Origin of the sequence: Streptomyces sp. NBC_00582, assembly GCF_036345155.1 — a bacterium.
Taxonomy (GTDB): domain Bacteria; phylum Actinomycetota; class Actinomycetes; order Streptomycetales; family Streptomycetaceae; genus Streptomyces.
Map to the genome: position 1 here is coordinate 6,587,929 of NZ_CP107772.1, position 16,851 is coordinate 6,604,779.

The window sequence follows — 16,851 nt, forward strand, 5'->3', positions numbered from 1 at the left end:
GTGGGCCTCTTCGCATGGCGCCCCACAGGCCCCCGCACGCCCCTTCCCGGGAACAAAACGACCGTAACTTGAGGCGACTTTCCCGTACTCGTCAGTAGGTGCGACGATCGGACGGCAATCCAGCGACCCACCCAGCAGTGCAGAGGAAGTCGGCCATGGCAACGGCGCCCAGCGTCTCCTACTCGATGACGGTCAGGCTGGAGGTGCCCGCGAGCGGAACCGCGGTCTCCCAGCTCACCACGGCCGTCGAGTCCCACGGAGGCTCGGTCACCGGCCTCGACGTCACCGCCTCCGGGCACGAGAAGCTCCGCATCGACGTCACCATCGCGGCCACGTCGACCGCGCACGCCGACGAGATCGTCGAGCAGCTCCGCCTCATCGAGGGCGTCACGCTCGGCAAGGTCTCCGACCGTACGTTCCTGATGCACCTCGGCGGCAAGATCGAGATGGCGTCCAAGCACCCCATCCGCAACCGTGACGACCTCTCCATGGTCTACACGCCCGGTGTGGCCCGCGTCTGCATGGCGATCGCCGAGAACCCCGAGGACGCCCGCCGCCTCACCATCAAGCGCAACTCCGTTGCGGTCGTGACGGACGGCTCCGCCGTACTGGGCCTGGGCAACATCGGCCCCAAGGCCGCGCTGCCCGTCATGGAGGGCAAGGCGGCCCTCTTCAAGCGGTTCGCCGGCATCGACGCCTGGCCGATCTGCCTGGACACCCAGGACACCGACGCGATCGTCGAGATCGTCAAGGCCATCGCCCCCGGGTTCGCCGGCATCAACCTCGAGGACATCTCCGCCCCGCGCTGCTTCGAGATCGAGGCCCGGCTGCGCGAGGCCCTCGACATCCCCGTCTTCCACGACGACCAGCACGGCACCGCGATCGTCGTCCTCGCCGCGCTGACCAACGCCCTGCGGGTGGCGGCCAAGAGCATCGAGTCGATCCGCGTCGTGATGTCCGGCGCCGGCGCCGCGGGCACCGCCATCCTCAAGCTGCTGATCGCGGCCGGCGTGAAGAACGCCGTCGTCGCCGACATCCACGGCGTGGTGCACGCCGGCCGTGAGGACCTCGTCGACGCCGCCCCCGGCTCGGCGCTGCGCTGGATCGCCGACAACACCAACCCCGAGGGCCTCACCGGCACCCTCAAGGAAGCGGTGCGCGGCGCCGACGTCTTCATCGGTGTCTCCGCCCCGAACGTCCTCGACGGCGACGACGTGGCCGCCATGGCCGAGGGTGCGATCGTGTTCGCGCTCGCGAACCCGGACCCCGAGGTCGACCCGGCGGTCGCCCGCCAGACGGCCGCCGTCGTGGCCACCGGTCGCTCCGACTTCCCCAACCAGATCAACAACGTGCTGGTCTTCCCGGGTGTCTTCCGCGGCCTGCTGGACGCCCAGTCCCGCACCGTCAACACGGAGATGATGCTCGCGGCCGCGAAGGCCCTCGCGGACGTCGTCAGCGACGACGAGCTGAACGCGAACTACATCATCCCGAGCGTCTTCAACGACAAGGTCGCCGGAGCGGTCGCGGGCGCCGTCCGCGACGCCGCGAAGGCGGCCGGCGCGTCGGCCTCGTAGTCCCGCGGGACGCGCGGGGACTGTGAGGATCACCACGGTCCCCGCCTCCGGCGCGTCGCGGGACCCCTTCCGGCGGGGTGTGTCTATCGTGGCCAGAGCCACAGGCGCGCTTCGGGTGACTCCCAAGGGTGTTCCCATGACTCCTGCGGGTGCCGGATTGGCTTTCCCGCCGCAGGTAGGGGCAGGATGCGTCCCTGGGCGCCAGCACATCGCTTTTTCGCTGTGCCCACTATGCGGCTCCGCCGCGTGGCACGCCGCAACGGCAAGAAGAACACGGGAGTAACAACATGAACCGCAGTGAGCTGGTGGCCGCGCTGGCCGACCGCGCCGAGGTGACCCGCAAGGACGCCGACGCCGTGCTGGCCGCGTTCGCCGAGGTCGTCGGCGACATCGTCTCCAAGGGCGACGAGAAGGTCACCATCCCCGGCTTCCTGACCTTCGAGCGCACCCACCGTGCCGCTCGCACCGCGCGCAACCCGCAGACCGGCGACCCGATCCAGATCCCGGCCGGCTACAGCGTGAAGGTCTCCGCGGGCTCGAAGCTCAAGGAAGCGGCCAAGGGCAAGTGACGCTCCGCTGAGAGCGTCGTAGGCGACTGCGGGCCGGCTGTGGCTGGTCGCGCAGTTCCCCGCGCCCCTTCGGGGGCGCGTCGTCCGCGGCGAGCGCGGACAACGACAAACGGGGCGGCCCCTCCCAGGGGCCGCCCCATCGTCGTACCGGACATCGGACAGCTCAGCCGAGCGCCTTGCCCGGGAGCTCGACCTTCGCGCCCAGCTCCACGAGCTTCTCCATGAAGTTCTCGTAGCCGCGGTTGATCAGGTCGATGCCGTGGACGCGGGACGTGCCCTGGGCCGCGAGGGCGGCGATCAGGTACGAGAAGCCGCCGCGCAGGTCGGGGATGACCAGATCGGCGCCCTGGAGCTTGGTGGGGCCGGAGACGACCGCGGAGTGCAGGAAGTTGCGCTGGCCGAAGCGGCAGTCCGAGCCGCCCAGGCACTCGCGGTAGAGCTGGATGTGTGCGCCCATCTGGTTCAGCGCCGAGGTGAAGCCCAGCCGGGACTCGTAGACCGTCTCGTGGACGATGGACAGGCCCGTCGCCTGGGTCAGCGCGACCACCAGCGGCTGCTGCCAGTCGGTCTGGAAGCCCGGGTGCACGTCCGTTTCGAGGGCGATGGACTTCAGCTGGCCGCCGGGGTGCCAGAAGCGGATGCCCTCGTCGTCGATCTGGAAGGCACCGCCCACCTTCCGGTAGGTGTTCAGGAACGTCATCATCGAGCGCTGCTGCGCGCCGTGGACGTAGATGTTGCCCTCGGTCGCCAGCGCCGCCGACGCCCACGACGCGGCCTCCAGCCGGTCCGCCAGCGCACGGTGCGTGTAGCCGCCGAGCTTCTCCACACCGGTGATGCGGATCGTGCGGTCGGTGTCGATCGCGATGATCGCGCCCATCTTCTGCAGAACGCAGATCAGGTCCTCGATCTCCGGCTCGACCGCCGCGTTGGACAGCTCGGTGACGCCCTCCGCGAGGACGGCCGTCAGCAGCACCTGCTCGGTCGCGCCCACCGACGGGTACGGCAGCCGGATCTTCGTGCCGCGCAGCCGCCGCGGCGCCTCCAGGTACTGCCCGTCGGCCCGCTTCTCGATCGTCGCGCCGAACTGCCGCAGCACCTCGAAGTGGAAGTCGATGGGCCGGCCACCGATGTCGCAGCCGCCGAGGCCGGGGATGAAGGCGTGGCCGAGACGGTGCAGCAGCGGACCGCACAGGAGGATCGGGATACGGCTCGAGCCCGCGTGGGCATCGATGTCGGCGACGTTCGCGCTCTCCACGTAGGTCGGGTCGAGCACCAGCTCGCCCGGCTCCTCACCCGGACGGACCGTCACCCCGTGCAGTTGCAGCAGACCGCGTACAACCCGCACGTCACGGATGTCCGGAACGTTGCGCAGCCGACTCGGCTCACTGCCCAGCAGGGCGGCGACCATGGCCTTCGGTACGAGGTTCTTCGCACCGCGGACACGGATCTCGCCCTCGAGCGGGGTTCCGCCGTGGACCAGCAGTACGTCGTCAGAGCCGTTGACGGTCATGTATCTCGCGTTCCATGGGTGGTGGACTGGGGCAGGGGCCAGTGGATGGGGCAAGGGCCAGAGCAGACAGGGTAATCGCCCCCCGCCCCCCTCCCGTAAGCCCAAGGGACGCCCAGGGACGTCATAGCTGTGTCACAACACGAACCGTTCCGTGGCGGGCACATGCGGTCACCGGGCGGGCCCCGTCGTGTTCGTGCGCCCGGACCGCATCCGTGCGCCCGACCTGCCCCTCGCCCGTGTGTCCGCATTGCCTCCCCACTTCACGGGAAGATGCGGGATCATGTCTGGCATGACCGAGGTGTCCTCGCTCACAGGGCGGCTGCTCGTGGCCACGCCCGCCCTGGCGGACCCGAACTTCGACCGTGCGGTGGTGCTCCTTCTCGACCACGACGAGGAGGGCTCCCTCGGTGTCGTCCTCAACCGTCCGACGCCCGTCGGCGTGGGCGACATCCTGGAGGGCTGGGCCGACCTCACCGGGGAACCGGGCGTGGTCTTCCAGGGCGGCCCGGTGTCCCTCGACTCCGCGCTGGGCGTCGCCGTGATCCCCGGCGACTCCTCGGGCGACCGCGGCCCCCTCGGCTGGCGCCGGGTGCACGGCGCGATCGGCCTCGTCGACCTGGAGGCCCCGCCGGAACTCCTCGCCTCGGCCCTCGGCTCCCTGCGGATCTTCGCCGGTTACGCCGGCTGGGGACCCGGCCAACTGGAGGACGAACTGGTCGAGGGCGCCTGGTACGTCGTCGAGTCCGAACCCGGCGACGTCTCCTCCCCGTCCCCGGAAAGACTCTGGCGCGAGGTCCTGCGCCGCCAGCGCAACGAGCTCGCGATGGTGGCGACGTACCCGGACGACCCTTCGCTCAACTGATCGCTGTGACCTTCAGTACCCTTGGGCGCATGAGCACTCTTGAGCCCGAGCGCGGTACTGGTACGGGGACCCTCGTAGAGCCGACGCCGCAGGTGTCGCACGGCGACGGTGACCACGAGCGCTTCGCGCACTACGTCCAGAAGGACAAGATCATGGCGAGCGCCCTGGACGGGACGCCCGTCGTGGCGCTGTGCGGCAAGGTGTGGGTGCCCGGCCGCGACCCGAAGAAGTACCCCGTGTGCCCGATGTGCAAGGAGATCTTCGAGTCGATGGGCGCGGGCGGCGGCGACGACAAGGGCGGCAAGGGCGGCAAGTAGCCCACGGCATCGGCCCACGGGATCTCCGAGGCCCTCGGGGCGCGGTTGGACGCGCCCCGGGGGCCTTTGGCGTGTTCCGGCGTTGCACGGAGTGCGTCGGCGGGTCACAGAGTGGTGGAGACCTCTTGTGGTCGTGTTCCCGGAGTGCCTAACCTCCGGGTGTTGTGCATGGCGAAACGGTGATTGCACATGTTGCAACGACGCGGCTTCGGTGGAGGTATCCGGATGGTCCCCGGAATTCGACCGTCACTTCCTCGGCGACCCATTCCGGATCCGCTTACCGAACCGCCTTGTTGATCATCTTCTCGGGGCCCGGACGGTGCGCTGAAGAGTTTCGCGAAAGGGCCCCGCACGCCCGCGGTGGATTTCTTTGCCGCCCTTTCAAGGAGTGACGTGACCTCTCCCACGGATCTCATTCCCGCGCCCCGTGCCGTGGAGGGCCCCATGCGCTGCGGTGTCGTGTTCGACGACGACACCGCACTGTGGGCCGGGCCCGGTACCGAGGCCACCGAGCGCTGGCTGCGCTCCACCCTGGGCGCCGCCCTCGGCCTGCCCCTGCGGCCCGGGTCCGAGGGTGCCCGCGACTCCGTCCAGCTGCTCCTGGACGAGACGCTGGAGCCGGAGGCGTACCGCCTGGGCGTCGTCGCGAACCGGGGCGTCGAGATCCGCGGCGGATCCGCGGCCGGTGTCTTCTGGGGCGCCCAGACCCTGCGTCAGCTCCTCGGTCGCCACGCCTTCCGGCGCGCCCCCGTGCGCCCCGGCATCCGCTACGGCATCCCCCATCAGATCATCGAGGACGCCCCCCGCTTCCGCTGGCGGGGCCTCATGCTCGACGTCGCCCGGCACTTCATGCCCAAGGAAGGCGTCCTGCGCTATCTGGATCTGATGGCCGCGCACAAACTGAACGTCTTCCACTTCCATCTGACGGACGATCAGGGCTGGCGGATCGAGATCAAGAGGTATCCCCGGCTGACCGAGGTCGGCTCCTGGCGGTCCCGCACGAAATTCGGCCATCGTGCCTCACCCCTGTGGGACGAGAGGCCGCACGGCGGCTTCTACACCCAGGACGACATCCGGGAGATCGTCGCCTACGCCGCCGAGCGGCATATCGCGGTCGTCCCCGAAATCGACGTACCGGGCCACTCGCAGGCCGCGATCGCCGCGTATCCCGAACTCGGCAACTCCGACGTCATCGACACCACCCGCCTCTCCGTCTGGGACACCTGGGGCGTCAACCCCAACGTACTCGCCCCCACGGACAACACCCTGCGCTTCTACGAAGGGGTGTTCGAGGAGGTCCTGGAGCTGTTCCCCGCCGACGCCGCGCGGTTCTCGGCGTTCGTCCACATCGGCGGTGACGAATGTCCCAAGGACCAGTGGCGGCAGTCCCCCGCCGCACAGGCCCGGCGGAAGGAACTCGGGCTCGCCGACGAGGACGCCCTGCAGTCCTGGTTCGTACGGCACTTCGACACCTGGCTGTCCGCGCGCGGGCGCCGGCTGATCGGCTGGGACGAGATCCTGGAGGGCGGCCTCGCGCCCGGCGCGGCCGTGTCGTCCTGGCGCGGCTATGCGGGCGGGGCCGCCGCCGCGCGCGCGGGCCACGACGTCGTCATGTGCCCCGAGCAGCAGGTCTACCTCGACCACCGGCAGCACGGCGGTCCGGACGAGCCGGTGCCCATCGGGTACGTCCGCACCCTGGAGGACGTCTACCGGTTCGAGCCCGTGCCCGAGGGGTTCACGCCGCAGGAGACGGCGCATGTGCTGGGCACTCAGGCCAACCTGTGGACCGAGGTGATGGAGGACCACGCGCGCGTGGACTACCAGGCGTTCCCCCGGCTCGCCGCGTTCGCCGAGGTCGCCTGGAGTGCCCTGCCGGCCCCCGGGGACCGGGACTTCGCCGACTTCGAACGGCGGATGGAGGCCCACTACGGCCGGCTCGACGCCCTCGGGGTCGGCTACCGACCGCCCGAGGGGCCCCGGCCCTGGCAGCGGCGGCCCGGCGTCCTCGGCCGCCCGATCGACGGCCCGCCCCCGCACCGGTAGCCGCCGCGGCGGTACCGTGCGCGGCGTCACGGAAAAACCCCGGCACTGTCACCGAAGAGTGGCAAATTCGAGCGCACCGGAGATGCCATGCGAAAACGGACCATCTCGCCGGTGAGGTGGGCGAATGCCTCCTAGCGGACCCCCGTCTTCGGGTGTTGCGAACATGTGCCAGAGTTGCCACGTCCGCCCTGTCAGCACGTACCGTACGGCGCACAGGTGGGACCACGTGGGGCAGCGGGAAGGGGCAGCCGGTTTTGAGCACGCACGCACCGCAGGCGGCGCAGGCCGTCACGCTGCCCACGACGCTGGACGAGGCGGTGGCGGCCCTCGCGGCCATGCCCGCCGCCGTGCCCGTGGCCGGCGGCACCGACCTGATGGCCGCCGTCAACTCGGGACAGCTCCGGCCCGCCGGTCTGGTCGGTCTCGGCCGGATCAGCGAGATCCGCGGCTGGCAGTACCAGGACGGCCACGCCCTGCTCGGCGCCGGGCTCACGCACGCGCGCATGGGCCGACCCGACTTCGCCGCCCTGATCCCGGCGCTCGCCGCCGCCGCGCGCGCCGCGGGCCCGCCGCAGATCCGCAACGCGGGCACCCTGGGCGGCAACATCGCGACCGCGGCCCCCACCGGTGACGCGCTGCCCGTGCTGGCCGCGCTGGAGGCGACCCTGATCATCGCGGGCCCGGGCGGAGCCCGCCGGGAGATCCCGGTGTCGCATCTGCTGGCCGGCGTGGACATGCTGCGCGGCGGTGAACTGATCGGCTACGTGCGCGTGCCGCTGCTGCACGCCCCGCAGGTCTTCCTGAAGGCGACCGGCCGCACCGGCCCGGGCCGCGCCGCCGCCTCGGTCGCCGTGGTCCTCGACCCCGCCCGGCGCGGCGTCCGGTGCGCCGTCGGCGCCATAGCGCCGATGCCGCTGCGGCCCCTCGACGCCGAGCAGTGGGTCGCCCGGCTCATCGACTGGGACAACAGCCGCACGATCGTCCTCGAGGCGCTGCACGCGTTCGGCGAGTACGTCGCCGCCGCCTGCATCCCGGACCCGACCCCGGGCGTGGACGGTTCCGTGCAGGAGCTTCCGCCCGCCGTACTGCACCTGCGGCGCACCGTCGCCGCGCTGGCCCGACGAGCACTGGGGAGGGCGCTGTCGTGACCGACGACCAGCACGGAGAGGGCCGGCCGCCCCAGGGCGGCGGCCGCTGGGACCCGCTGCCCCAGGGGGACTACGACGACGGCGCCACCGCCTTCGTCAAGCTCCCCGAGGGCGGCATCGACGCGCTGCTGGCCGCCGACAGCCCGCTCGCCGCGCCCGGTCACGGGTACGTGCCGCCGCAGATAACGGCCGCGCCCCCCGCGACGGACGGCACCTGGGCGGCCCCGGCCGGCGGCACCGAGTGGCCCGCTCCGCAGCTCCCCCCGGAGACCTCCGGCGGCGACCGGTTCACGTACAACCCGGGCTCGACCGGCCAGTGGAGCTTCACCGACACCTCGGCCGACCCGGCGGGACCGGCCGCGCCCGCCCCGGGCCACGACGTGACCGGCCAGTGGTCGATCCCGGTGGCCGGCGGCGACCTGCCCGACGAGTCCGGCGAGTTCACCACGTCCGCCCTGGTCGAGCAGTGGGGCGGCACCCCGCCGGCCACCCTGCCGGGCGGCGCCGCCGCGCCCTGGGCGACCGGTTCCACCAACGGCGCGGGCCAGAACTGGGCCCAGCAGGCGCAGCAGCCCGGCGTGGCCGAGGCCGGGCACACCGGCGTCCAGGAGACCGGCCGTCCGGCTCCGGACACCAGCGGGTTCGGACACCCGGCGGAGCGGGGCGCGCCGCACGAGACGGGGCACGACACGGCGTACGGGCTGTCGAACGACACGGCGCACGACGCCGGCCACACGCCCGCGTACGGCACCTCCCACACGCCCGGGCACGAGGTCGGACACCCGCCGACACACCGCCCGGACCACACCCCGGCGCCGCACGGCACCGACCACACCCCCGCCCCGCACGGCGACCACACCCCCGCGCACGGCACGGACCACACGCCCCCGCACGGCGTGGACCCCACCTCGGCGCATGGCGTGGACCACGCCCCCGCGCACGGTGTCGACCACGCGCCCGCGGACTCCGCGCCGCCCGCCCGCCCCGCCGCCGAGCCCTGGCCCGGCGGCGACCCGGCCGACGCGGGCCCGGCCGCCCCCGCCGAGGAGGCCGTGGAGGCCCTGGAGGACGCCTCGGAGGCCGAAGGGGCCGACGGGGCACCCGGAGGCACCCGGGACGCCCACGAGCCCGCAGACGGCGCCCAGGGCCCCGCCGAGGCCGCCGCCGGACACGACGCCCCGTCCGACCGGGAGGCCGGACGACCCGGTTCCACCGACCCGGCCGGACACGCGCGCGGGGAGACCGACGACGAGGCCTCCGAAGACGACGTCCCGCCGCCCCCGGCGGAGGAACACCCCCTCGCCTCCTACGTCCTGCGCGTCAACGGCTCCGACCGGCCCGTCACCGACGCCTGGATCGGCGAGTCGCTGCTCTACGTCCTGCGCGAGCGCCTCGGCCTCGCGGGCGCCAAGGACGGCTGCTCGCAGGGCGAGTGCGGGGCCTGCAACGTCCAGGTCGACGGACGGCTCGTCGCCTCCTGCCTGGTCCCGGCCGTCACCACCGCCGGCAGCGAGGTCCGCACCGTCGAGGGCCTCGCCGTCGACGGACAGCCCTCGGACGTGCAGCGGGCGCTCGCCCGGTGCGGGGCCGTGCAGTGCGGTTTCTGCGTGCCGGGCATGGCGATGACCGTGCACGACCTGCTGGAGGGCAACCCCGCGCCCACCGAGCTGGAGGCCCGCCAGGCCCTGTGCGGCAACCTCTGCCGCTGCTCCGGCTACAAGGGCGTCCTGCGCGCCGTGAAGGACGTCGTCGCCGAACGCGAGGCCCGGACCGAGGCCGAGTCGGACGGCGACGAGGCACGTATCCCGCACCAGGCGGGCCCGGGCGCCGGCGGCGTCCACCCGTCCGCGTTCGAGAACCCGGCACAGCCCCACCCGCACGACCCGGTGTACGGACAGGGCCAGGACGGAGGCCAGACGTGACCAACGAAGCAGCCACCGCGACGACCACCGCGGAGGCCGCCCCGGCCCCCGAGCCCCTGCCGCACGGCCTCGGCGCGTCCCTGCAACCCGCCGACGCGCGTGCCAAGACGGAGGGCACCTTCCCCTACGCGGCCGACCTGTGGGCCGAGGGCCTGCTCTGGGCGGCCGTGCTGCGCTCCCCGCACCCGCACGCGCGCATCGTGTCGATCGACACCTCCCACGCGCGTGAGATGCCCGGCGTGCGCGCCGTCATCACCCACGAGGACGTCCCCGGCAGCCCGGTGCACGGCCGCGGCAAGGCCGACCGGCCCGTGTTCGCCTCCGAGGTCGTACGCCACCACGGCGAGCCCATCGCTGCCGTCGCCGCCGATCACCCCGACACCGCGCGGATGGCCGCCGCGGCCGTCATCGTCGAGTACGAGGTGCTCGACCCGGTGACCGACCCCGAGCTGGCGTTCGAGGCGGACGCCCTGCACCCCGACGGCAACCTGATCCGGCACATCCCGCTGCACCACGGCGACCAGAGCGCGGCCGGCGAGATCGTCGTCGAGGGCCAGTACCGCATCGGCCGCGCCGACCCCGCCCCGATCGGCGCCGAGGCCGGCCTCGCCGTGCCCCGCCCGGACGGCGGCGTGGAGCTCTATCTGGCCTCCACCGACCCGCACACCGACCGCGACACGGCCGCGGCCGTCTACGGCCTGGCACCCGATCGGGTGAAGATCGTCGTCACCGGGGTGCCGGGCGCGACGGCCGACCGCGAGGACCAGGGCTTCCAGCTCCCCCTCGGCCTGCTCGCCCTGAAGACCGGCTGCCCGGTGAAACTCACCGCCACGCGCGAGGAGTCCTTCCTCGGCCACGTCCACCGCCACCCGACCCTGCTGCGCTACCGCCACCACGCCGACGCCGACGGCCGGCTGGTCAAGGTCGAGGCGCAGATCCTGCTGGACGCGGGTGCCTACGCCGACACCTCCGCCGAGGCCCTGGCCGCCGCCGTCTCCTTCGCCTGCGGCCCCTACGTCGTCCCGAACGCCTTCATCGAGGGCTGGGCCGTACGCACCAACAACCCCCCGTCGGGCCATGTGCGCGGCGAGGGCGCGATGCAGGTGTGCGCCGCCTACGAGGCGCAGATGGACAAGCTGGCGAAGAAGCTCGGCATCGACCCGGCCGAGCTGCGGATGCGCAACGTCATGGCCACCGGCGACGTCCTGCCGACCGGCCAGACCGTGACCTGCCCGGCGCCGGTCGCCGAACTGCTCCAGGCGGTCCAGGAGTACCCGCTGCCGCCGCTCCCCAAGGACACCCCCGAGGAGGAGTGGCTGCTGCCGGGCGGCCCCGAGGGCGCTGGCGAACCGGGCGCGGTGCGCCGAGGCGTCGGCTACGGCCTCGGCATGGTGCACATGCTCGGCGCGGAGGGCGCCGACGAGGTCTCCACAGCGACGGTGAAGATCCAGGACGGCATCGCGACGGTGCTGTGCGCGGCGGTGGAGACCGGACAGGGCTTCACCACGCTGGCCCGCCAGATCGTCCAGGAGACGCTCGGTGTCGAAGAGGTGCACGTCGCGCCCGTGGACACCGACCAGCCCCCGGCCGGCGCGGGCTGCCGGGGCCGGCACACCTGGGTCTCCGGCGGCGCGGTGGAACGCGCGGCCAAGATGGTCCGCACCCAGCTCCTGCAGCCCCTCGCACACAAGTTCGGCATGTCGACCGAGCTGCTCCAGATCACCGACGGCAAGATCACCTCGTACGACGGTGTCCTGTCGACGACGGTCGCCGAGGAGCTGCACGGCAAGGAGCTGTGGGCGACGGCCCAGTGCCGCCCCCATCCGACCGAGCCGCTGGACGGCGCCGGCCAGGGCGACGCCTTCGTCGGCATGGCCTTCTGCGCGGTCCGCGCGGTCGTCGACGTCGACATCGAGATCGGCTCGGTACGGGTCGTGGAACTGGCGGTCGCCCAGGACGTCGGCCGGATCCTCAACCCCGCGCAGCTCGCGGCGCGGATCGAGGCGGGCGTGACCCAGGGCGTGGGCATCGCGCTCACCGAGAACCTGCGCACCCCGCGCGGACTGGTCCGCCACCCCGACCTGACCGGTTACGCCCTGCCCACGGCCCTCGACGCGCCGGACATCCGGATCGTGAAGCTCGTCGAGGAACGGGACGTGGTCGCCCCCTTCGGGGCGAAGGCGGCCAGCGCGGTCCCGGTGGTGACGTCCCCGGCGGCCATCGCCTCCGCCGTGCGCGCCGCGACGGGCCGCCCCGTCAACCGCCTCCCGATCCGCCCCCAGGCCGCGGTGGTGACGGGCCAGTGAGCGACCCCCAGCGCTACGAGCCCCCGCCGAGCGTGGGCAAGCTGCTCCTGTGGGTCCTGGTGTTCGCGGCGGCCGCACTGGCCGTGGTGCTGGGCGGCGTCTACTTCACGTGAGCCCCGCGCGCGGCGAAGGCGAGGGCGAGGGCTGCTCCTCGGCCCGGCCCCGCCGGGAGGAGCCGCGCGCCCGGAACCCGCGGATCGGGTGGTGGCCGGACAGCACCACGTGGACGGTGGGGAAGACGGTCGAGGTGATTCAGGCGGGAAGGGAACGCGCCAGGGCGGTTTGACGTCTCATCAGTGTGGGCGGCCGCTGCCGCCGGGGCGTCGCCGCAGGTCGGGGCCATTGTCAGTGGGCCCGCGTAGGCTGCGGAGCAGTGGGACGGCGCACGCACATTTCACGCACGGGGGACCGATGAGCACGACCAGGAGCACCACCACGATCGTTTTCACCGATGACGAACTGAACCCCTACGTCACGCACGCCGCGACACGCCGCTGGCTGACCGGCCCCGGACTGCCCGGCGAGGGCGGCCTGCTGACGTTCGAGGCCCTGCGCACGGACGGCCTGCGCACGGTCGCCGACTCCACCGGCGACCCCGAGGGCCGCCTCACGGCGGAGCTGCGCGACCGCCTGGTGATCGGCGGCATCCTGGGCACGGACGGCCGCGAGCGCGAGTCCGTCCTGCTGGACGGCGCCACGGGTGAGATCTCCACGACGTACTTCCTGCACGACCGCCCCGACCTGATGGACACCCGCCCGCTGGCGCCCTCCCTGGAGAAGCTGCTGCGCTTCGCGACGGCGGTCGACGAACTCGCCGCCCTGCGCGGTCAGTTCGCCTCCTACGCGGGCCGGCTCGGCCCGCAGGCGGTCGCGGAGGCGAGCCGGCAGCTCCTCGCCGTGTTCGAGGACGGCGGGGCGGGCGGCGACTCCGGCCTCTTCTGGAAGCTGGCCGCCGTGATCCGCCCGCTCGCCCTGGTGGCCGGCCCCGGCACGGTGTCCGGGCTGGCCCTGGACCTGCCGCCCCGCCTCCTGGAGGACGAGTTCGGCAGCGGCGACGTCGTCCGTTTCGAGGACGTCGACTGCCCCAAGGCCCTCACCCACGCCCCGACCCGCCGCTTCCTGCGCGAGGTGGGCCTGCCGGAGGAGGTCGTCTGGTTCTCGCTGGAGACGGACATCCCGCTGCAGACCCTCGCCGAGTACTGCGCCGACGCCTACGAGGGCGGCTTCACCGACGAGCAGCTCCCGGTGAACGCCCACCGGCTGATCCGTCTCGGCCACCTCCTGGAGGACACCAGCCTGGTCGTCGACGGCGACACGGGCGCGGTGCTGAGCTGGAGCGAGCCGGACCTCGCCCTGCGCCCGCTCAACGCCGATGTCTCCACGCTGGCGTTCACCCTGTGGCTGATACGCCGCGAGCGGGCCCTGGACGCGGTGTACGAACTGACCGAGGCCTACGACCAGCTCGCCGAGACGATGTGCCGCACCCTGGCCGCCGTCGACCCGGTCGCCGTCGACCCGACCCCGAACACCCCCACCGACGACGGCTGGCGCTACTGGCCGGGCATGTTCGAGGACGAGCCGGGCGGAGGGCTGTACGCCTAGGGCCCGTCTGACGGAGCTCCGCGGCGTCGCGACGCCCGGCACGCCCGCACGGCGCGAAGGGCCAGGTGGCTCCGCCACATGACCCTCCACGCCGCACGCCGATCGCACGCACCGAACGCCGCTCCTTCACCCACGGAGATCCATCAGATGGGCCCTAGCGGCACCTGTTGACGTCGATCCGCACGATCTGCGGGTCGTGGTCGCTGGCCTGGTCGGCGAACTCGGCGTTGAGGTGCACCACGTCGTAGTCGAAGCGGGTGACCGCCGGGCTCGTCAGGATGTGGTCCAGGGTCTGCGAGTTCCCGTCGTACACATACGTGTAGCGCTCGGCGGCCGGCAGGGTGGTGATCAGCGGGGTGAGGACCTTGCCGGCGGTGAGCGTGCCGACGGTCCCGGAGAACTCGTAGTCGTTGAGGTCGCCGAGGACGACCGCCTTGGCGTTCCTGTCGGCGGCGAGCAGCGACTTGACGAAGGTGTTCACCTCGGCGGCCTGCGCCTGACGCTGGGTCTCGGAGCTGCGCGCCGGAGGCTGGTAGCGGCCGTGGACCGGCTGGTCGCCGCCCTTGGAGGTGAAGTGGTTGGCGATCACGAACACGGACTCGCCGCGGAAGACGAACTCGCCGACCAGCGGCTTGCGGCTGCTGCTCCAGGCGTCACTCGCCGGGTCGATCCGGCCGGGGGAGTAGGTGAGATGGACGCCCTTGCGGTTCTTCACCACGCTCGTGCCCGTGGTCGCGTCCCCGCCGGCCCGGTCGGTGAAGGAGACCCGCTTGGGGTTGAACAGGAAGACCTGACGGATGTTGCCGCCGGGCTCGCCGCCGTCCTGGTCGTTGGCGGGGGAGATGTAGCGCCACTGGTAGCGGGGCCCGCCGGCGGCGCGGATGGCGTCGGTGAAGCGGGTGAGGGTGGCCTCGGAGGTGACGGTGCCGTCGTCGGTGGCGCCGTTGTCGTCCTGGATCTCCTCCAGGGCGACGATGTCGGGAGAGCTGAGGTTGACCGCCACGCCCTGGGCGAGCCGGTCGAACTTCGTCTGGTCGTCCAGCGCGTCCAGGTTCTCCACGTTGTAGGTGGCGACGGCCAGCTCGTCGCCCTTCTGCCGGCGGGTCACCTCCTGCTTCAGCCCGTGGTCGACGCGGGTGCCGAGCTGCGTGGCCTGGACGTTGTAGCCGCCGTAGGTGGAGTAGTCGAGCGGCCCGGTGGTGGTGCCGGCCAGCTCGTCACCGACGTTGGCGGCCGGGTGGGCGGTGCCGGCGTCGAGCGACATGACCTCGATCCGCCCGGTGTTGGGCTGGTCGTAGCTCGAGTACAGGGTGCCGCCGCGCACGGTCGGGTTCTCGTCGGGCTTGACGGTCACCCACATCTCGCCGTACGCGTTGGCGGCGCCGACGACCCGCGCGTCGGAGAACGCGACCCGCATGCCCTCGTTCGCCTCGTAGAAGTCCTGGGCGTACACGGTCGGTTCGAGGGCGAGGGACTCGACGCTGCCGCCGCCGGCGGTGGGGATGTAGGCGGACGGCACGCTGGTGGCGTCCAGGGTGACGGCGGCGGGCAGGGCGTTGCCGCTGGACAGCACGGTCGCCGTCGGACCGGTGAGCTCGGTGACGGACTGGCTGGTGCTGCTCGGGTAGTACTCGCTGACCTTGCCGCTGACCAGCACCGCGTCACCGACCGCCACGGTGGGCGTGACGGACCCGGTGTAGACGAACACCCCTTCGCTGGTCCGGGCGTCGGAGTCGGCGGTCGGGTCCTGGATCCAGTACCCCTTCGACCCGGACGTCCGTACGCCGGTGACGATGCCCGGGACGCGGGTGACGGTCTGTCCGGCGAGCGGGGAGAGCCGGGTGGTGCCCTGGATGTCGTGGATACGGACGGTGCCGGGCTGGGTGGGGTCCTCGCCCCCGCCGCCCCCGTCGCCATCACCGGAACCGGGGCTCTGCCCCGCCGAGTTGACGGGGGAGGGCGTCCCGGCCGCGAGATCGGCGGCGTTGTCGTCGGTGTCCGCGAGGGAGGCACCACGTGCCACGGAGGCGGTGTTGGAGGCCCCGGTGACCGGCCCGCTGCCCTCCCTGACGACCGCGGTGCCGTACCCCACGAGGTCCACGATCCGGCTGTCGGCGGCGCAGTCGGCCGCGGTCCTGCAGGTGAGCGCGGTGGTGCCGGAGACGAGCGCCAGGGTGCCGCTCGTCGCGCTCATGGCGATGGAACCGGTGGCGTCGGCGGTGGGCAGCGCCGTCGTCCCGCCGGACCCCGCCGCCTCGGCGACGAGGAACCGCCCGCCCGGCGCGACGGACCCGCTGAGCGCGGTCACCTGCCACTGCGAGGAGGAGGACGGCGAACCGGGCAGGTACTGCACGCTGTACCCGCTCAGGTCGTAGGCCGCCGCGCCCGCGTTGCCGAGCTCGACGAAGTCCCGGGTCAGGGTCGCCCCCGAGTTGCCGCCACCGCCGTACACCTCGGAGATCACCACCGCGGCGGACGGCGTCGCGTACGCGGCGGGAAGGGAGACGATGGCGAACGCACCGGCCACCCCCACGGATATGACGGCGTTGATGCTGCGGCGGGGTCTGCTCCCTGCGGTTCTGGACACGCTGGCGGTCTCCTCGTACGTCGTCGGTACGGCCGGGTTCATGAGCGCTGTGGGGGTCGGCTCAAGTTACGCGCGTAGAGACGGGGCCGCCAAGGGGGCGGAGGTTAAATCCGGGGAACAGTAAGGGGGTTGGCCACCGGACGACGGCGGCCGAAAGGCAGACAGCCGCACGGCCGACCACCCGCCAGTGGTCGGCCGTACGGCACACAGGAGGCCGTGGCGGGAATTGAACCCACGTACCTCGCTTTGCAGGCGAGTCCCTAAGCCACTCGGGCACACGGCCGGGTCGGGAGCGGGGTCGAGGCCCGTTCCGTCTCGGTGAGATGACCGTATGGGCGGGGTGGAGGTCGGCTCAAGGGAAACCGGGGCGCTGCAATGAGGCTGCCATGCTGCGTTCATGAACGGGGTAGG

The 16,851-nt window shown here is 72.5% G+C and carries 11 protein-coding genes and 1 tRNA gene; 9 read left to right on the forward strand and 3 right to left on the reverse strand.

What is annotated here, in order from left to right:
* The first annotated feature begins 155 nt into the window (after nt 1–155).
* Both OG852_RS29535 and OG852_RS29540 read left to right on the forward strand, forming a co-directional pair.
* Nucleotides 156–1,574, forward strand: coding sequence for an NAD-dependent malic enzyme (locus tag OG852_RS29535; RefSeq protein ID WP_133914981.1), 1,419 nt, complete (start codon nt 156–158; stop codon nt 1,572–1,574).
* 287 nt (nt 1,575–1,861) lie between these two features.
* Nucleotides 1,862–2,143 (forward strand): HU family DNA-binding protein, encoded by a 282-nt coding sequence (locus tag OG852_RS29540; RefSeq protein WP_004000874.1) that lies wholly within the window; start codon nt 1,862–1,864, stop codon nt 2,141–2,143.
* A 163-nt stretch (nt 2,144–2,306) separates the two neighbouring features.
* Here OG852_RS29540 and murA read toward each other — a convergent pair whose 3' ends face one another.
* On the reverse strand, nt 2,307–3,653 hold the full coding sequence (murA, locus tag OG852_RS29545; RefSeq protein WP_330349469.1) for a UDP-N-acetylglucosamine 1-carboxyvinyltransferase: 1,347 nt from the start codon (nt 3,651–3,653) through the stop codon (nt 2,307–2,309).
* Between the two features lie 289 nt (nt 3,654–3,942).
* Here murA and OG852_RS29550 point away from each other — a divergent pair, with 289 nt between their 5' ends.
* The 7 genes from OG852_RS29550 to OG852_RS29580 all read left to right on the forward strand — a co-directional run bounded on the left by OG852_RS29550 (nt 3,943) and on the right by OG852_RS29580 (nt 13,853).
* Nucleotides 3,943–4,515, forward strand: a complete 573-nt coding sequence (locus tag OG852_RS29550; RefSeq protein ID WP_133914983.1) for a YqgE/AlgH family protein — start codon at nt 3,943–3,945, stop codon at nt 4,513–4,515.
* Nucleotides 4,516–4,544: 29 nt separating this feature from the next.
* Nucleotides 4,545–4,832, forward strand: coding sequence for a DUF3039 domain-containing protein (locus OG852_RS29555; protein WP_133914984.1), 288 nt, complete (start codon nt 4,545–4,547; stop codon nt 4,830–4,832).
* Nucleotides 4,833–5,225: 393 nt separating this feature from the next.
* Complete coding sequence (locus tag OG852_RS29560) at nt 5,226–6,875, forward strand: beta-N-acetylhexosaminidase (RefSeq protein ID WP_133914985.1); 1,650 nt, start codon at nt 5,226–5,228, stop codon at nt 6,873–6,875.
* Nucleotides 6,876–7,129: 254 nt separating this feature from the next.
* The gene (locus OG852_RS29565) at nt 7,130–8,023 is read left to right on the forward strand and encodes an FAD binding domain-containing protein (protein ID WP_330349470.1); all 894 of its coding nucleotides are present in this window, start codon (nt 7,130–7,132) and stop codon (nt 8,021–8,023) included.
* Nucleotides 8,020–9,945 (forward strand): 2Fe-2S iron-sulfur cluster-binding protein, encoded by a 1,926-nt coding sequence (locus OG852_RS29570; protein ID WP_330349471.1) that lies wholly within the window; start codon nt 8,020–8,022, stop codon nt 9,943–9,945. Before OG852_RS29565 ends, OG852_RS29570 begins: the two co-directional genes overlap by 4 nt.
* Complete coding sequence (locus OG852_RS29575) at nt 9,942–12,251, forward strand: xanthine dehydrogenase family protein molybdopterin-binding subunit (RefSeq protein ID WP_133914988.1); 2,310 nt, start codon at nt 9,942–9,944, stop codon at nt 12,249–12,251. The genes OG852_RS29570 and OG852_RS29575 overlap by 4 nt, the downstream gene beginning before the upstream one ends.
* Before the next feature lie 411 nt (nt 12,252–12,662).
* Nucleotides 12,663–13,853, forward strand: coding sequence for an SUKH-4 family immunity protein (locus tag OG852_RS29580; RefSeq protein ID WP_330349472.1), 1,191 nt, complete (start codon nt 12,663–12,665; stop codon nt 13,851–13,853).
* Nucleotides 13,854–14,007: 154 nt separating this feature from the next.
* Here OG852_RS29580 and OG852_RS29585 read toward each other — a convergent pair whose 3' ends face one another.
* Together OG852_RS29585 and OG852_RS29590 are read right to left on the reverse strand one after the other, a co-directional pair.
* Nucleotides 14,008–16,404: a lamin tail domain-containing protein gene (locus OG852_RS29585; RefSeq protein WP_443064664.1), complete on the reverse strand. Its 2,397-nt coding sequence runs from the start codon at nt 16,402–16,404 to the stop codon at nt 14,008–14,010.
* Between the two features lie 247 nt (nt 16,405–16,651).
* Nucleotides 16,652–16,723 (reverse strand) — tRNA-Cys (locus OG852_RS29590).
* Nucleotides 16,724–16,851 lie beyond the last annotated feature (128 nt).

Coding starts and splice junctions, on each gene's coding strand:
- OG852_RS29550 (WP_133914983.1), top strand. CDS start 3,943: ATGACCGAGGTGTCCTCGCTCACAGGGCGGCTGCTCGTGGCCACGCCC.
- OG852_RS29540 (WP_004000874.1), top strand. CDS start 1,862: ATGAACCGCAGTGAGCTGGTGGCCGCGCTGGCCGACCGCGCCGAGGTG.
- OG852_RS29535 (WP_133914981.1), top strand. CDS start 156: ATGGCAACGGCGCCCAGCGTCTCCTACTCGATGACGGTCAGGCTGGAG.
- murA (WP_330349469.1), bottom strand. CDS start 3,653: ATGACCGTCAACGGCTCTGACGACGTACTGCTGGTCCACGGCGGAACC.
- OG852_RS29555 (WP_133914984.1), top strand. CDS start 4,545: ATGAGCACTCTTGAGCCCGAGCGCGGTACTGGTACGGGGACCCTCGTA.
- OG852_RS29580 (WP_330349472.1), top strand. CDS start 12,663: ATGAGCACGACCAGGAGCACCACCACGATCGTTTTCACCGATGACGAA.